At 47.4% G+C, this 15,766-nt stretch carries 19 protein-coding genes; 2 read left to right on the plus strand and 17 right to left on the minus strand.

Annotated elements, in window-relative coordinates; all coding sequences use genetic code 11:
• Positions 1 to 27 precede the first annotated feature (27 nt).
• From AB447_RS04625 to rpsU, 14 genes are all read right to left on the minus strand, one after another.
• Positions 28 to 171 carry a YqzL family protein gene (locus AB447_RS04625; protein WP_065894752.1) on the minus strand — a complete coding sequence of 48 codons (144 nt, stop codon included), beginning with the start codon at positions 169 to 171 and terminating at the stop codon, positions 28 to 30.
• Between the two features lie 161 nt (positions 172 to 332).
• Complete coding sequence (gene era, locus AB447_RS04630) at positions 333 to 1,238, minus strand: GTPase Era (protein WP_048355485.1); 906 nt, start codon at positions 1,236 to 1,238, stop codon at positions 333 to 335.
• Positions 1,219 to 1,629: a cytidine deaminase gene (locus AB447_RS04635; protein ID WP_046130030.1), complete on the minus strand. Its 411-nt coding sequence runs from the start codon at positions 1,627 to 1,629 to the stop codon at positions 1,219 to 1,221. The genes era and AB447_RS04635 overlap by 20 nt, the downstream gene beginning before the upstream one ends.
• A gap of 137 nt (positions 1,630 to 1,766) precedes the next feature.
• Positions 1,767 to 2,147, minus strand: coding sequence for a diacylglycerol kinase family protein (locus AB447_RS04640; RefSeq protein WP_048355484.1), 381 nt, complete (start codon positions 2,145 to 2,147; stop codon positions 1,767 to 1,769).
• Positions 2,125 to 2,601, minus strand: coding sequence for an rRNA maturation RNase YbeY (gene ybeY, locus AB447_RS04645; protein WP_048355483.1), 477 nt, complete (start codon positions 2,599 to 2,601; stop codon positions 2,125 to 2,127). Before ybeY ends, AB447_RS04640 begins: the two co-directional genes overlap by 23 nt.
• On the minus strand, positions 2,601 to 4,652 hold the full coding sequence (locus AB447_RS04650; RefSeq protein WP_232517720.1) for an HD family phosphohydrolase: 2,052 nt from the start codon (positions 4,650 to 4,652) through the stop codon (positions 2,601 to 2,603). Before AB447_RS04650 ends, ybeY begins: the two co-directional genes overlap by 1 nt.
• A 163-nt stretch (positions 4,653 to 4,815) precedes the next feature.
• Entirely contained in the window at positions 4,816 to 5,775 is a 960-nt protein-coding gene (locus AB447_RS04655) for a PhoH family protein (RefSeq protein WP_046130034.1), read from the minus strand.
• Positions 5,772 to 6,968 carry a sporulation protein YqfD gene (yqfD, locus tag AB447_RS04660; protein WP_048355481.1) on the minus strand — a complete coding sequence of 399 codons (1,197 nt, stop codon included), beginning with the start codon at positions 6,966 to 6,968 and terminating at the stop codon, positions 5,772 to 5,774. Before yqfD ends, AB447_RS04655 begins: the two co-directional genes overlap by 4 nt.
• Positions 6,969 to 6,984: 16 nt before the next feature.
• A complete protein-coding gene (gene yqfC, locus AB447_RS04665; RefSeq protein WP_046130036.1) occupies positions 6,985 to 7,266 on the minus strand; it encodes a sporulation protein YqfC in 282 nt (93 codons plus the stop codon).
• Between the two features lie 63 nt (positions 7,267 to 7,329).
• Positions 7,330 to 7,767 carry a hypothetical protein gene (locus AB447_RS04670; protein WP_057957472.1) on the minus strand — a complete coding sequence of 146 codons (438 nt, stop codon included), beginning with the start codon at positions 7,765 to 7,767 and terminating at the stop codon, positions 7,330 to 7,332.
• 41 nt (positions 7,768 to 7,808) lie between these two features.
• Positions 7,809 to 8,801, minus strand: coding sequence for a flotillin-like protein FloA (floA, locus tag AB447_RS04675; RefSeq protein WP_048355480.1), 993 nt, complete (start codon positions 8,799 to 8,801; stop codon positions 7,809 to 7,811).
• Between the two features lie 25 nt (positions 8,802 to 8,826).
• Positions 8,827 to 10,146, minus strand: coding sequence for an NfeD family protein (locus tag AB447_RS04680; RefSeq protein WP_048406551.1), 1,320 nt, complete (start codon positions 10,144 to 10,146; stop codon positions 8,827 to 8,829).
• 139 nt (positions 10,147 to 10,285) lie between these two features.
• Entirely contained in the window at positions 10,286 to 10,732 is a 447-nt protein-coding gene (locus AB447_RS04685; RefSeq protein ID WP_048355479.1) for a GatB/YqeY domain-containing protein, read from the minus strand.
• A gap of 14 nt (positions 10,733 to 10,746) precedes the next feature.
• Positions 10,747 to 10,920 (minus strand): 30S ribosomal protein S21, encoded by a 174-nt coding sequence (gene rpsU, locus AB447_RS04690; RefSeq protein WP_003183654.1) that lies wholly within the window; start codon positions 10,918 to 10,920, stop codon positions 10,747 to 10,749.
• Positions 10,921 to 11,104: 184 nt separating this feature from the next.
• On the opposite strand from rpsU, the gene AB447_RS04695 reads away from it, so the two are divergent.
• Entirely contained in the window at positions 11,105 to 12,034 is a 930-nt protein-coding gene (locus AB447_RS04695) for a Na/Pi symporter (protein WP_057957453.1), read from the plus strand.
• A 36-nt stretch (positions 12,035 to 12,070) separates the two neighbouring features.
• Positions 12,071 to 12,610 carry a GNAT family N-acetyltransferase gene (locus AB447_RS04700; protein ID WP_048355478.1) on the plus strand — a complete coding sequence of 180 codons (540 nt, stop codon included), beginning with the start codon at positions 12,071 to 12,073 and terminating at the stop codon, positions 12,608 to 12,610.
• A gap of 55 nt (positions 12,611 to 12,665) precedes the next feature.
• Here the strand turns inward: AB447_RS04700 and mtaB are convergent, their stop codons facing one another.
• The 3 genes from mtaB to prmA are packed head-to-tail and all read right to left on the minus strand — an operon-like array spanning position 12,666 to position 15,751.
• Positions 12,666 to 14,021 carry a tRNA (N(6)-L-threonylcarbamoyladenosine(37)-C(2))-methylthiotransferase MtaB gene (gene mtaB, locus AB447_RS04705; protein ID WP_046131781.1) on the minus strand — a complete coding sequence of 452 codons (1,356 nt, stop codon included), beginning with the start codon at positions 14,019 to 14,021 and terminating at the stop codon, positions 12,666 to 12,668.
• Between the two features lie 2 nt (positions 14,022 to 14,023).
• Entirely contained in the window at positions 14,024 to 14,791 is a 768-nt protein-coding gene (locus AB447_RS04710) for a 16S rRNA (uracil(1498)-N(3))-methyltransferase (RefSeq protein ID WP_046131780.1), read from the minus strand.
• A 24-nt stretch (positions 14,792 to 14,815) separates the two neighbouring features.
• Positions 14,816 to 15,751, minus strand: coding sequence for a 50S ribosomal protein L11 methyltransferase (gene prmA / locus AB447_RS04715; RefSeq protein WP_046131779.1), 936 nt, complete (start codon positions 15,749 to 15,751; stop codon positions 14,816 to 14,818).
• Positions 15,752 to 15,766 lie beyond the last annotated feature (15 nt).

Raw genomic sequence — 15,766 nt, forward strand, 5'->3', positions numbered from 1 at the left:
AAAACATTTGGAGGGATACAATCAAGATTACAAAATTGGAAAGTCAGGTTGCGCTAGCTCTTCTTCAAGTACATCGGGTCTTTCCAGGTTCTCCTTTTCCAGTTCTTTAAAAAGGAGGTACGTATCAACGTTTCCTGTTTGTGAAAATACATTCCAAGTAAAATTCAGCATAAAAAGCCCCACCTTTCTGTTTATAACTAGCTTTTTCAACATCCAAATTCTTAAGCTTATCTTGACCTCGCATCCTCCATTTCATGTTAAACAATTTTTACTAATATCGCTTTGATTTCGAGAGATTTTGTAACGACTATACCCCGGTCAAGTTCGGTCCGTTAATACTCGTCTTCCTTAAATCCAAAATCACGAAGCTGAGACATCTTGTTGCGCCAATCCTTCTGGACTTTGACCCAAAGCTCCAAATAAACCGAGGAGCCGAGCAAAGCTTCGATGTCGGCCCTTGCCCGTTTGCCGACTTCCTTCAGCAGGCTGCCCCTTTTCCCGATGACAATTCCTTTTTGCGAATCGCGTTCAACGACGATCGTCGCGCTCACGTATACAGAACCTTTTTCCCTTTCTTTAATGGAATCGATCGTTACCGCAATGCTGTGAGGGATCTCTTCCCTTGTCAGATGCAGCACTTTTTCCCGAATCAGCTCAGAAATGATAAAACGCTCTGGATGATCCGTCACCTGGTCACTCGGGTAAAACTGCGGACCTTCCGGCAAATAATGTTCGATTTGCTTTAGAAGAGTGTCAATATTATTTCCCTCAAGGGCGGAAATCGGAATGATCTCTTTAAACGGGTATCTGGCCCTGTATTCATCAATGAGCAGAAGCAGGTCATCCGGATGAAGCTGATCGATTTTATTGACGACCAAAAACACCGGAGTCGTTAACCCTTTCAGGCGTTCGATGATAAATTCGTCGCCTTTGCCGTAGCCTTCCGCCGCATTAATCATGAACAAAATCATGTCGACTTCTTTCAAGGTATTCTGTGCAACCTTCATCATGAAGTCACCCAGTTTGTGCTTCGGCTTGTGAATGCCCGGCGTATCGATAAAAATGGTTTGCGAGGTGTCAGTCGTCAAGACCCCTTGCACTTTGTTTCTCGTCGTCTGCGGCTTATCGCTCATGATCGCAATTTTTTGGCCGATCACGCGATTCAAAAAAGTAGATTTTCCTACGTTTGGGCGTCCGATTATGGACACGAATCCTGATTTAAAGCTTTCCTTTGTCATGTAAATCCTCCGATGAAAATGCTCCTGGCAGTAATTCTTGAACAGTCGTTTCTTCAACTTGGCCTTTAAGATTGGTCAAAATGACGGGCATGTTTTTTGAGCACAGTTCGGCTATAACCTGCCTGCACGCTCCGCACGGCGACACCGGGCGCGGCGTGTCTGCTGCAACCGCAAGCATTTTGAAGGCTTTGTCCCCTTCAGAATAAGCCTTGAACAATGCCGTCCGCTCGGCACAGTTGCACAGGCTGTACGCGGCATTTTCGATATTGCAGCCTTTATACACCTTGCCGTCCTCTGTCAGAAGGGCGGCGCCGACTTTGAACTTTGAATACGGAACGTATGCCAATTCCCTTGCTTTTAGTGCCTCTCTAATCAGCTCTTGTTTAGTCAATGTATGAATTCCTTCCCATAGCGGTTATGGTACCGCTAACACTTTTATTTTACATAAAAATGGCTCCTTTTTCACGCCCAAAATCAAAATGTAAATTTTTTGTAAGAATCTCTTTGGTCAGGCGGAAAAAGAGATTGTTAAAACAGCTTTGACAAAAAGATGAGTAATCCAATGATACACGAAACAGCAGCAAAGACGCAAACCGCCCCTGCCGCCGCATCTTTTGCGGCTTTCGCCAGCGGATGGCTCTTCTTCGTGATCAAATCGACAACATGCTCAACGGCGGTGTTCATAAGCTCCAAAGCGAGCATTCCGCCGATAAGGATGAACATAACGGCCCATTCCAATACGGACAGCCTGAAGACGAAGCCGCAGACGATCACGATGACTGCGGCTCCCGTGTGTATTTTAAAATTGCGCTCGGACATGAACGTCTTGATAATTCCGGCGAAGGCGTGTGAAAAGCTTTTTTTCAGCCGGATCCATTCGTTCGGTTTAAGAGGATCTTGTGAGCCCATATTTGTTCAAGAGTTCCTTCTGTTTCGTGAACATCTCTTTTTCTTCTTCATCTGTCATATGGTCATATCCGAGCAGATGAAGAAAGCCGTGTACGCTTAAGAATCCGAGCTCCCTCATCAGCGAATGGCCGTATTCTCCGGCCTGCTCCTCCGCTTTATCGATACTGATGATAATATCGCCGAGGACCGGCGGCATTTCGGCTCCGATAATCTCGACCTCTCCCTCTCCGTCTTCTTCAAGAGCGAACGAGATGACGTCGGTCGGGTAATCTTTTCCGCGGTATTCTTTATTAATCTTCTGTATTTCCTCGTTTGTCACGATCGTTACGGATACTTCCGCCTGATCGGCGACGCCTTCTTCTTTCGCCGCAAATTGAAGAAGCTTTTCAATTTCCTCAAGCTGTCCCTCTGTGAGACGGCCTGTTTCGTCTGAGATATCGAGAATTAAACTCATTAGTGTTTCACCTTCTGTTTTGGATTAGCCTCCGGATATTCGATCCGGGAATGGAAAATGCCTTTTAACGTTTCACAAAGCGTCTTCGCTATCGTGTTAAGTTCCTTAAGCGTCAGATCGCATTCATCGAACTGCCCGTCCTGCAGCTTATCCGAAATGATGCCGCGCACGAGCTTTTCGATCCGCTCCGGGTTCGGATTGTGCATCGACCGCACGGCAGCTTCCACGCTGTCGGCCACCGAAATGATCGCCGCTTCTCTCGATTGCGGTTTTGGACCAGGGTAGCGGAATTCTTCCTCTGTCGTCTGGTCCCCTTTTTCTTTTGCCTTATAGTAGAAAAATTTCAGCAGGGACGTGCCGTGATGCTGCTCTGCAATATCGACCAATTCCTTCGGCATCTTGTGTTTTTTCAGCATCTCCGCTCCGTCTGTCGCATGCGAAATAATGATGTTTTTGCTCAGCTGCGGAGACAGCTTGTCATGCGGATTGTCGATATTCATTTGATTTTCTATAAAATATTGGGGCCGCTTCGTCTTTCCGATGTCATGATAGTAAGCGCCGACCCTTGCCAAGAGGCCGTTTGCCCCGACTGCTTCACAGGCTGCCTCTGACAGATTTGCGACCATGACGCTGTGGTGATACGTTCCAGGCGTTTCCGTCAAAATTTTGCGGAGCAGCGGGTGGTTCGGGTTTGAAAGCTCGATCAGCTTCATCGTCGATAATATGCCGAAGCCGCTTTCGAAAAACGGCATAAAGCCGAGAACAAGAACGGAAGACCCGATACCGGAAACCAATCCCATCACGAGATATGTGCCTACTTCCCAGCCGGATTGCGCCGTATTTTGGATCAATTGCAGGGCAAACATGACGACAATGTTCACAAATGACACAAACAGCCCCGCCTGAAGGATCTTCGATCTTGCATGATGCTTTCCTAAAAACAGTATACCCGCGATCGCACTAATCAAAAAGTAAGTTCCGATTCCGTAATTGAATGTGCCTGTGACGCCCTGATTAAACATAATGCTTCCGCAGATCGAAAGGATCATGCTTGCAAGGATCGCCAGCCGTTCGTTAATTAAAAGCTTGATCAGCATGACGCCCATCGCGACCGGAACCAAGTATCCGATATGGCTGAACTCAAGCTCCTGAAAGAGGCTGATGACCTCCATGACGATCAACACGACCGCCGTAATCAATGTAAACAGCAGCAGCGATTTATTTTTCGGCTGCCGGTTGCCGTGCTGTTTTTCAAAATAGTAACTGAGAGCGGCGATAAACAGCCCGATCAAAAGCAGCAGTCCGCCGATCGGTTTGTATACGTTGGCCCCGCTTAACAATCCGGTCAATTGGAGCTTCCGGTACACTTCCCTGTCGATCAGCTGATTTTCCTCAACGAGGATCTGTCCCTGTTTAATCTGAACCGGCTGGATGCTGTCCGCCGCCTCCTGACGCTTCTGCTCCGTTTTTTCAGGGTCATAGACATAATTGGGGATAATCGCGAAGCGGCCGATTTCATTGGCGGCACTTCTTAATTTCGAAGGAACCGAGTTGCCTTTCAATTCTTTCGTGACTTTTTCCTTTGCTTCGTCAAGCTTCCCGGCCGAAATTTCTTCGCTCATCACATCATTGACAGCGGTGATGACGGAATCCCGGGTCATCGAAAGCTCTCCGTCGCTTGCCTTCAAAAGGCTTTTAACCGAATCCCTCGACAAAAAATCAGTTACATCTGAGGTCAGTTTGTCTTCGGCCGATTTAATCTGTTCTTCTTCAGACGGCGCTCCTTTGTCTTTTTTCTCCTTTTCGGCGCTCTCCTTTTTTACTTCCTTGATGGTGTCAAATATCGATGAAACGAGATCCACCCTGTTGTCGGAATACTCCTTTTTCAAGGTGTATTGATCGTGAACTTCTTCCCTGGCTTCTTGTTTTTTGACGGCTGTTGCTTTTTGGTCTTCTACCGTAGCCGGGGCGTAAATCGTATTGTCGCTTATCGAGAATAGATCCAAATCAAGCGATTGGGGCCTGACATGGAAAAAGAGCAACACAAACATGAGCGCAGAAATTGCCGCATAGAGCAAGACGGGAAGGGATCGTCCGTTTTTCACGCGGATGAGCCGGTCTTTTTCGTTCCTTTTTTTCTTCTTCAAAAAAAGCACCTCTTTTCCGGCAGGGAACTAAAAAATGACCCGATAGCGGGCGATCGGGCCATTTCGATTATTTTGTCTTTTCGTATGCTTCAATAATTTTGGCGACCAGCGGATGTCTGACCACATCTGTCTGATCCAGCTCAACGAAGGAAATCCCGTCGATATCATAAAGCATGCTTTTTGCGACGGCAAGACCCGATGTGACTCCCTTCGGCAAGTCGATTTGCGTGATGTCGCCTGTAATGACCATTTTAGAGCCAAAACCCAATCTCGTCAAAAACATTTTCATTTGTGCAGGCGTCGTGTTTTGCGCTTCATCCAAAATAACAAAAGCGTCATCAAGCGTCCTTCCCCTCATGTAGGCGAGCGGCGCAACTTCAATGGTTCCCCTTTCAAGGAGCCTTGCCGTATGATCCGTGCCGAGTACATCGTGAAGGGCGTCATACAAGGGTCTTAAATAAGGATCGACTTTTTCTTTCAAGTCGCCCGGCAAAAAGCCGAGGCTCTCTCCTGCTTCAACAGCCGGCCTAGTCAGAATGATTTTTTGGATGTGTCCGTTTTTCAATTCATGGACTGCTTTTACGACGGCCAGGTAGGTTTTGCCCGTTCCGGCAGGCCCGATGCCAAAGATGAGATCATGCCGCTTCATGGCGGCGATATATTCCCTTTGGCCGATCGTTTTGGCCCTGATCGGCTTACCTTTGGCATTTTTCGTAATTTCTTCTTCATACATGTTTTCAAAAAACTCAAGCTTGTGCTTTTTCGCCATCTTGATCGCATATGAGACATCACGTTCGGATATTTCAATTCCTTTGCGGATCAGATTCAAGAGCGAAGCGAGCAGACTGTCCACGATGTGAAAGGTTTCTTCATCACCTGTGACATACACCGTTTCACCCCGCGTCACAATCGAAATGTTCAGCTCTTCCTCCATGATCTTCAGATGCGAATCCTGATTTCCAAACAGCGCCTGAGCTTCATTCGGACTTTCCAATTGCTGATTAATCGCAAGTAAGTGTTCTGTCATTCTTTAGTCTCCTGAACAATTGGTGTTGTTTGAACAATGTCTTCAATAACCTGGTAAAGGATGATCAATTTAACTTTACCATTCTCACTCGTTTCGTGCAAAACTTTTTCACCGATTACGTCTCCATCTTCGCCGATTTTTTTCCGGACGTCTTTTTTGCCCATTTCGATCCCTTCCCGGACCGCTTCTTTTTTCGTATATACCCGTTTGACCTGTTCTGTTTCCCGCGTCATTTCCTTTTCATATGACAGGGGAAGCTTGAATGTCAATAAATGAAGCGGATGTTTTTCGACCTCGGTTTTCGGGCGCGCGAGCTCTTCTTCTTTAATGGAAAAGCCCCAAAACGGTATGGACATGGAGCCGATGGTAAGCTTGTGCCTTGTCCTTACTTTACCCGTAAAAACGTCAAATGATGTCTCAAGGGGGACGGTCACCGTTGATTTGTACCACGTTTCGCCGTAGATTTTCCCCTTTGCCCCGACTTTTAGCCGTTCATCCTCGCTGCCGATCAAACCGGAAACAAGCATTTGCCCCTTGTCGACATGCTCATTGACTGTGACGAGCGGCTCGCCTTTTTCTACGAACATTTTGGCGATGGTCGCCCTTTTTTTGGCAACGAAATGGTGCGGGCCGCTTAACTTTTCTTTTTCCGGTTCATTTTTTTCAACCACTTTCATATGGAGGGCTGTCCCGTTTAGTTCGATTCCGACCCATGTAATGTTCTCAACGCCCTTTGTGAGCGACTGCTGGATTTTTTCCCGTGTCGGCATCAAAAATTGCAAACGTCCTTTTTTCACGCCGATTTCATCAAGCTGCTGCCTGATGAGATGCTCGGTTTCCGGTTTGGCGCCTGAAATGTCTATCTTCCAAAGCATATTGGAGAAGACGAACATCACGACGAAAAAGGCGGCAATACCGAGCGTAAACCCGCTGTTATGCTTCGATTTCTGAATCACAAAGGGAAAGCCATTCCGCTTTGTAAATCGGCATTTGCAGTCAAAACGCCTGATGATCCTCCGAAAGGCATGTACATCAGAAAGCAGAATATAAAGAAAGACAGAGTCTTTCTTTTTTTTCACATCGAACAGCGGAATGCCCTGCCTTGTACATTCGTTTAATAAACGTTCGATCCCCATTCCGGTGACTTCAAGCTGTATCTTACCTGAAAAAAAAGAAAGCCATTTATTCTTCACGCCTCTTCCCCCTGACTTATGAATCAATATAGCGTACGAGCTCAATCGTGCCTTCCAGCAATATCTCCTCAGGCAAAATCGTTTTAATGACGAAGTCTTTGCCCTGAATGATGCACTGCCCCTGCTTTAGCATCAGCCGAACTTCTCGGTCGCTGAAAAGCAGGAGTCCTCTGTGATTCTCGATATATATGTGAAGTCTTCCGATCATCGTAATCCGCGGAAGATCCATCATGACGTCGGGGGGGATTTCCAATGTTTTCGTCAGCCACGCTCTAATGCGGTTTTTTCTTTGCGCCATAAAAAAAGAACCCCCTTTCATCTCATATGTATGAATGAGAAAGGGGTTCTAATACTTTTAATTTTAAGGTCGGCGCCTCGTTGTGTGATGGGGTTTTCGGGAACGGGGAGGGCCCAGTACCTCGCTGAGCACGATCCCTTGAACAACCGTGTTTTGATTCAGCTCGATCACGTGTTGTGCGGGTTTCGTCTGACGGCCGCTCTGCTTTTTCAATGCCCGTTCAACGGCGGGCATCGACCGCTCGACATCGGTTTTGATTCGCTCAAGCTCGCGCGCCATGTCGGTGCTCTTTTGCGCTGCCGCCGGCTGTGCCGCGGCTTTCCCGGTTGTCTTCTGGCGTTTTTCCGCATTCTTCGGCGCTTCTGTTTTTGGCCGTTCAGACGTTTTTTTGCGTCTAGCCTCTTCGTTGTCATCGTTTTTCCCCAATTTGTTGAAAATGAAAGATATGATCCCGAGGATAACGGCCATGATGATCGGATTATCTACAATGATATCCAGTATATCCTGCAATTTAGCTCCCTCCTGTTCATTCGGGGCTTTGTTTATTTATGATCCTCGTCAGACTGGTCTTTCGTCAGCTTCCCGAAGGAATCGCGCATCTCCGTGTCCGCATCGATGTTCTTCATATTGAGGTAGTCCATGACGCCGATCTTGCCGCTGCGGAGGGCTTCAGACATGGCAAGCGGCACTTCCGCTTCGGCCTCAACCACTTTGGCGCGCATCTCTTCGACTTTGGCGCGCATTTCCTGTTCCTGGGCGACGGCCATCGCACGGCGCTCTTCCGCTTTTGCCTGCGCGATGTTTTTATCGGCTTCAGCCTGGTCGGTCTGAAGGATGGCTCCGATGTTTTTGCCGATGTCCACGTCAGCGATGTCGATCGAAAGGATTTCAAATGCGGTACCCGAGTCCAGGCCTTTGCTCAGTACGGTTTGGGAAATCATATCCGGATTTTCGAGCACTTTTTTATGGTTATCTGACGAACCGATCGTTGATACGATCCCTTCGCCTACGCGGGCGATGATCGTTTCCTCGCCGGCTCCCCCGACAAGACGGTCGATGTTCGCGCGCACCGTAATTCTCGCTTTTGCTTTTACCTCGATTCCGTCCATCGCCACACCCGCGATAAACGGCGTTTCGATCACTTTCGGGTTAACGCTCATCTGAACCGCTTCAAGAACGTCGCGGCCTGCCAAATCAATCGCCGCACATCTGGCAAACGTCAATTCGATGTTTGCCCGGTGAGCCGCAATCAGCGCGTTGACAACCCTGTCAACATTTCCTCCGGCAAGGTAGTGGCTTTCAAGCTGATTATTGGAAACATCCAATCCGGCTTTGTGCGCCTTGATCAACGGATTGACGACACGGCTCGGAATAACGCGGCGAAGCCTCATTCCGATCAGCGTGAAGATGCTGATTTTCACTCCTGCGGCCAAAGCCGAGATCCACAGCATTACAGGGACGAATGTAAAGAAGACGGCCAGTAGGATGACCCCTGCTGCGATTAATGCTAAAAGTAATAAAGTTGACGGATCCATAATGTTCCTCCTTCAAAATATAGGTTTATATTTCTCTCACGACGATCCGTGAGCCTTCCACTTTAATCACTTTGACTTTTTTGTCTTTTTCGGTAAACGAACCATCCGATACGACGTCAAGCCGTTCATCGTCAATGATGACCGTTCCGGCCGGCCTGAGCGCTGTTTGTGTGACGCCGATTTTTCCGATTAAATCGTGCCGGGTCACATTTGAGACATATCCGCTTTCCGTACTCGTTGAATCGGTTAAGATGAATTTCTTAAAAAATTTCATACGCTTTCCCAACACTTTCGTCAATAAAATGGATGCCGCTATCGAAACAGCAGTTGCAATCAAGATGGAGACGGCCATGACCTTAAAGCTTCCAGAGGCTAAAAAGAGGCTGGCGACGACGGCGATAACGCCGATAATCCCTGCTATTCCGCCCGGCAGAAAAAGTTCTAAGATAATGAACACAATTCCGGCGATAAAGAGAAGAAGTGTTTCCATTCCCGCAAGACCTGCCACTAGATGGCCGTAGAAAAAGAGCATGAGCGCCGAAAGACCCATGAACCCCGGAATACCAAAGCCCGGAGAATACAGCTCGACCATCAGTCCGAGACTTCCAATCGACAAAAGAATCGGAACAACGATCGGATGAGTGAGGAACCGCGCCACTTTTTCAGCGAAGCTGACTTCACCGTACTGAACCTTGGCATCTTCCAGGTTCAGTTTTTTCAAAAGGTCATCAAGGTTTTGGGCGGTTCCTTCCGAATACCCGACATCGAGCGCCTTGTCAGGACTCAAAGTCAAAAGCTTCCCCTTCGGCGCTCCGGCTTCTTTGGCGTCGACGTCTGCATCGGCCATCGCGAGTGCGTATTTCGGATCACGGCCGTTTTTTTTCGCCGCATCCTCCATTTCCGCCAGCCACAAAGATTCGGATTTTTTATCCGCTGCATTTCCGTTTGTATCGATGATCGCGGCAGCCCCCATTTTTCCGCCGGGCGCCATGTAGATATCATCAGCATTTAAGGCAAGGTACGCGCCCGCCGAAAGAGCCCTTCTGTTGACATAAGCGGTCACCGGAATGGCGGAGTTATGTATCGTATCGGCCATTTCAAGAGCAGCATCAACGGCTCCGCCCGGGGTATTGATATCGAGTATAATATGCTTGGCATTCATATCTTCTGCTTCCTGAAAGGACCGCTCAAGAAATTTAGAAAGTCCCTTTTCCACCGTTTCTTCGATCGGGATCACGTATACCGTGTCCCCAGATGCTTTTGCGGTCGAATGAACCCCTATTAATAAGGATAAAACAAAGCCGCAGGCAAGGGCAACTAAAATTCTCAATTTATTCAGCAGCAAGGACTTCGATCCCTCCTTCCCCGATGATCATAATTTACATACGGTACAAATGTATCAAAGGTTTCAATTTCTTTTCTATTTTATGACCGTACAGCAAAAAAGACACCTTTCAGATGATGAAAGGTGTCTTTGCTTTCTTTTAAGACAGTTGTTTGCTGACAAGCTTATTGACAAGGCTGCCGTCGGCTTTTCCTTTAACCTTCGGCATGATCGCGCTCATCACTTTGCCCATGTCCGCTTTTGAAGAAGCGCTGACTTCGGCAATCGTTTCATTGACGATGCCGAGCAGCTCGTCTTCTGAGAGCTGTTCGGGCATATAAGCTTCTAAAATGTCTAACTCTTTTTGAACTTTATCTACTAAATCTGAACGATTAGCGTTTGAAAATTCATGGAGGGAGTCTTTACGCTGTTTTAATTCACGAGAAAGAACAGTCAGTTCTTCATCTTCGGTCAGCCTGTCTTTCTTAAGCTTGATTGCTTCGTTTTGAAGCGAAGCCTTCACCATTCGAACGACAGTCAGTTTGTCTTTCTCACGGTTTTTCATATAGAGCTTCATATCTTGATTCAGTCGCTCAAGAAGACTCATAAATCCACCCTCTTTTAGTATTTGCGCTTTCTGGCAGCTTCAGACTTTTTCTTGCGTCTTACGCTAGGTTTTTCATAAAATTCACGCTTTCTTGCTTCTTGCAAAGTACCTGTCTTTGATACACTGCGTTTGAAGCGACGAAGAGCATCTTCAAGCGATTCGTTTTTTCTAACGACCGTTTTTGACATTCTCTTTCCCTCCCTCCGAATACACCAATCGACTGCTTGTAAAAAGACATACATTGAAACATGTACTTTGACATTATAATATAAGCCTTCGGTAAGGTCAACCAAACGGGATTGTTTTATTGTTAGTCATCATTCAGGCGGCTTGTCTGTATACATTTACAAAGGAGGCTAATGCGAAAATCTGATGATGATGTTTATCTTGTTTGTGTTTTTGATCGTTCTTTTTCTCGCCGGCATGAGCATGCTGAGACGGGGTCTGATTTCGCTGGCATTTGAAGAAATTGAAAAACGGCTGCTTTTTTTTACGGATCACCCTCTAAAAGCTTTTTTCGTCAGCATCGTATTTACGGGGATTTTGCAAAGCAGCTCCGCGTTCATGGTGATTGTCATCGGATTTGTCAGCGTGGGCGCCCTCTCGTTTAAACGTTCGATTCCGCTCATTTTAGGGACGAACATCGGCTCTACATTCACGACGGAATTTTTAGCTGTGAAGCTGGAATTTTTGGTTGTTTTTCTTTTTGCTCTGGGAGCGCTCCTTTTGATCACAAGAAAATCCCCTTTTCAAAATGCGGGGGTGAGCATGATCGGTTTAGGCGTGATTTTTTTCTGCATCAACGGATTCAGCCGCCTTGCCGTGCCGTTGTCGCGCCTCGACTCGGGCGCATATATCGTACATCTTGTCGAACATTCCACAATCAATGCTTTTATGATCGGGACGGTGCTCACCGCCATCATCCATTCGAGCTCCGCCTGTATCGGCATCCTGATGAGCTTCATGGATCAGGGGGTTATCGGACTGACCGAGGCGATGAGCGTTGTGCTCGGCTCTAACATCGGGACATGCATCACGGCCGTCATGGCTTCTGTTAAAGGCGGCACTGCCGCCAGGCAAACGGCTTATGCCCATGTTGTGTTTAACCTGATCGGGGCGGCGGCCGTTTATCCTGCGCTTTCATCCATAACCGGTTTGATTTCAGGCCTGTCCGAGAGCCCGGCTCAGCAGATCGCCCATTTCAGCCTGTTATTTAACGTTGTCACAGCCGTTCTTTTTTTGCCCCTGACCAATGTTTTTCATTCGTTTATTATGTTTCTGATCCCAAACCGAAACCGCTAATGATGATATAGTTTAGTAAAAAGGCGGTGAGAAAAAATGTCCAGCAGGCGTGTGAAAATAAGAAAAGCTGTTTCAGCCGATGCTAAAGGAATCGCCCGGGTACATGTCGACAGCTGGAAAACGACGTATGCCGATATCGTTCCGGACGAATACTTGCAGAATCTAGCATATGAAAATCAGGAACAGTTATGGGTCAACAACATCCCTCAGGGCGGTGTGTACGTCGCAGAAAACGGCGACGGGGAAAACGTCGGGTTTTCATCCGGCGGTGCAGAAAGAAGCGGCAAATACAGCGGGTATGACGGGGAGTTATATTCCATTTATATTTTAAAAGATCATCAAGGACAGGGTATTGGAAGAGCTCTTTTTAAACCGGTCATTGATGAACTAAAAAGAATGCGTATCAGCTCTATGATTGTTCTTGTCTTGGAAGAAAATGCATCCCGTCAATTTTATGAAGCGCTCGGCGGTCAAAAAATCGATGCTGTCGAAGTCGAGATCGGGGAAAGGAAACTTTCTGAACTTGTGTATGGCTGGGAAGATATTCGAAAAATCCAGGGTTCTCTCCTCCAATAAATGCGCTTTATAAAAAAGCCGGTACACCTTTTTGGCGAACCGGCTTTTCAAACATTTAAGATGAAAGACGCATGCTTTCAGGAACGTCTTCGTCCACGATACGGACGAACTGTCCTTTATTATACGGATAGCCCGCTTCTGCGATTTTCACTTTCACAAGCTGTCCGATCAAGTCTTCAGATCCTTCGAATACAACTTTCATATAATTGTCGGTATAGCCGACATATAAGTTGTCTTCACCCGTTTCCGTAAACCGCTCCTCAGGAATGATCTCGAGAACCTCTCCTTCGTAGTCTGACGCATATTCTTTTGCAAGCTGGTCTGACAGGGCAATCAATTTGTGAACCCGTTCGTTTTTCACGTTTTCGTCAACCTGATTGTCCATGCGCGCGGCAGGGGTACCCGTCCGCTTGCTGTACGGGAAGACGTGGAGCTCTGAAAATTTGTGTTCTTTAATGAAGTTATACGTCTCCATGAACTCTTCTTCCGTTTCCCCCGGAAAACCGACGATGACGTCAGATGTGACCGCAAGTCCAGGGAGTGCTTTTTTAAGTTTTGTTAAACGGTCTGCGAAAAATTCCATCGTATATTTTCTTCTCATTCGTTTCAGCACGCTGTTGGAACCCGACTGAAGCGGAATGTGCAAGTGTCTGACGATTTTGTCGGAGCTGTCGAGCACTTCGATGACTTCATCGGTAATCTGGCTTGCTTCAATGGATGAGATGCGGATTCTTTTCAGGCCTTTTACACGGCTGTCCAATTCTCTTAAAAGCTGTGCAAAGTTGTAATCTTTCATATCTTCTCCGTACCCGCCGGTATGAATTCCGGTCAGGACGATTTCTTTATAGCCTGCATCGACAAGCTGCTGCGCCTGGCGGATGACTTCTTCCGGATCACGGGAGCGGAGAAGGCCGCGCGCCCACGGAATGATGCAGAACGTGCAGAAATTGTTGCAGCCTTCCTGAATCTTCAAAGAAGCACGCGTCCGGTCGGTAAACGCCGGAACGTCAAGCTCTTCAAACACCCTGGCTTTCATGATGTTGCCGACGCCGTTGATCGGCTGCCTTTCTTCTTTGTATTGCTCGATATATCCAAGCATTTTTTCGCGGTCCTGTGTACCGACGACGATGTCTACTCCGGGGATCGCCATGACTTCCGCAGGTGAAGTCTGAGCATAGCAGCCGGTTACGCAAATAACGGCGTCGGGATTGTGACGGATCGCCCGTCTGATCACCTGGCGGCTTTTTTTATCGCCTGTATTTGTGACAGTGCATGTATTAATGACGTATACGTCAGCTCTCGTTTCAAATTCTTTTCTTTCATAGCCGGCTTCTTTAAAAAGCTGCCAGATCGCTTCAGTTTCATAATGGTTGACCTTGCAGCCTAGGGTATGAAATGCAACGGTTGCCATTGTTATTCACCTCTTAGTAACTCTGTATGATAGGAAACTGCCGCTAAAGCGTAAAGCGGCGCGGTTTCCGCCCTTAAAATGCGGGGACCGAGCCCGCAGGCGAGAGCGCCTTTTTCCTTGAGCGCTTCGATTTCGCCTTCTGAAAAGCCGCCTTCCGGACCAAACACCATTAGCAGGGAAGAACCTTCCGGCAGATCTTTAATCACAGACTGAAACCCGCTGTTTTCTCCTTGTTTCGATGACTCTTCGTATGCAACGACACATTTATCGAAGCTTGGAAGGCTTTCAAGCAAGCCTTGAAACGTATGGACGCGCTCCACTTCGGGAATTTTGTTTCTGTGGGACTGTTCCGCAGCTTCCTTGGCGATTTTCGCCCACCTTTCCCGTTTTTTCTTCGCCTTTTTTTCGTCGAGCTTGACGACTGACCGCGACGCTGCAAAAGGCAAAAACGAGCTGGCGCCGAGCTCTGTGCCTTTTTGAATGATCCATTCGAGCTTATCGCCTTTCGGGAGGCCGTTTGCGATGTGGACGCGAATCGGGAGCTCGCGATTTTTCCCTGTCCAGTCCACAACGCTTAAATTAACCTCTTCTTTTGACAAAGATTCGATTCGGCATTCGGCTTCATGGCCGTCCTTTGCACAGCACACGACATGGTCGCCGGGCGACATTCTCATCACATTTGCGATATGGTGGACGTCCTCTCCTTTGATGACGATGGCGGAAGATGCTGCGATCTCTTGTTTTGTTTGTTCGATAAAATATCGTTGCATACGCTTTTAGACACCTACTAACGATTATTTTTTGGCGATGATGCTGACCCAGTCCTCCATTGACAGCACTTCAATGATCGTGAATCCTTCTTTTAGAAGAGCGTCTTTGACTTCCTGCTTTTTCTGCTGGATGATTCCCGACGTGATAAAGTAGCCATCTTGTTTCAGCAGGCTGTAGGCTTGCTTTGTGAAACGAAGTATGACCTCGGCTAAAATATTGGCGACGATGACGTCTTTTTCTCCCGCGACTCCGTCGAGCAGGTTGTTTTGCTTGATCTCGATGCGATCGCTGACTTTATTGAGCTTGGAATTCAGACGGGCGCTTTCGACGGCCACCGGATCAAGGTCGTACGCCTCTACCCGGTCAGCGCGGAGCATGGCGGAAGCGATGCTCAAAATGCCCGTTCCCGTACCGACGTCCACGACCGAATCTCCTTCTTTTACATACCTCTCAAGCGCCTGTATGCAAAGGACCGTCGTCGGATGCGTGCCTGTTCCGAATGCCATGCCCGGATCCATCTCGATGATCAGCTCATCCGTATGAACCGGCGTATACTCTTCCCATGTCGGAACAATCGTAAATTTCTCGGAAATCTTAACGGGATGATAATATTTTTTCCAGGCTGTCGCCCATTCTTCTTCATTCACTTCACTGATGGTAATTTTATTTCTTCCAAGGTCAATATCATAGAGCAGAAGGTTGTTAATCGTTTCCTTGATTCCTTCTACGGTTTCTCCCAAAAAGCTGTTGATCGGGAGATACGCTTTGATAATGACCCCTTCATCAGGGTAATCATTGGGGTCGAGCTGGTAGATTTCTCCGTACACATTCTCACGTTCTTTTGTTAAATCAAGCGGATCTTCAATTACCACTCCACTCGCACCGGCTTCATGCAAAATATTTGAGATGGGCTCCACCGCTTCATTTGTCGTGTGAATGCAAATTTCGGACCATTTCATACTACCAACTCCTCA

Origin of the sequence: Bacillus glycinifermentans (assembly GCF_001042475.2) — a bacterium.
GTDB classification, from domain to species: domain Bacteria; phylum Bacillota; class Bacilli; order Bacillales; family Bacillaceae; genus Bacillus; species Bacillus glycinifermentans.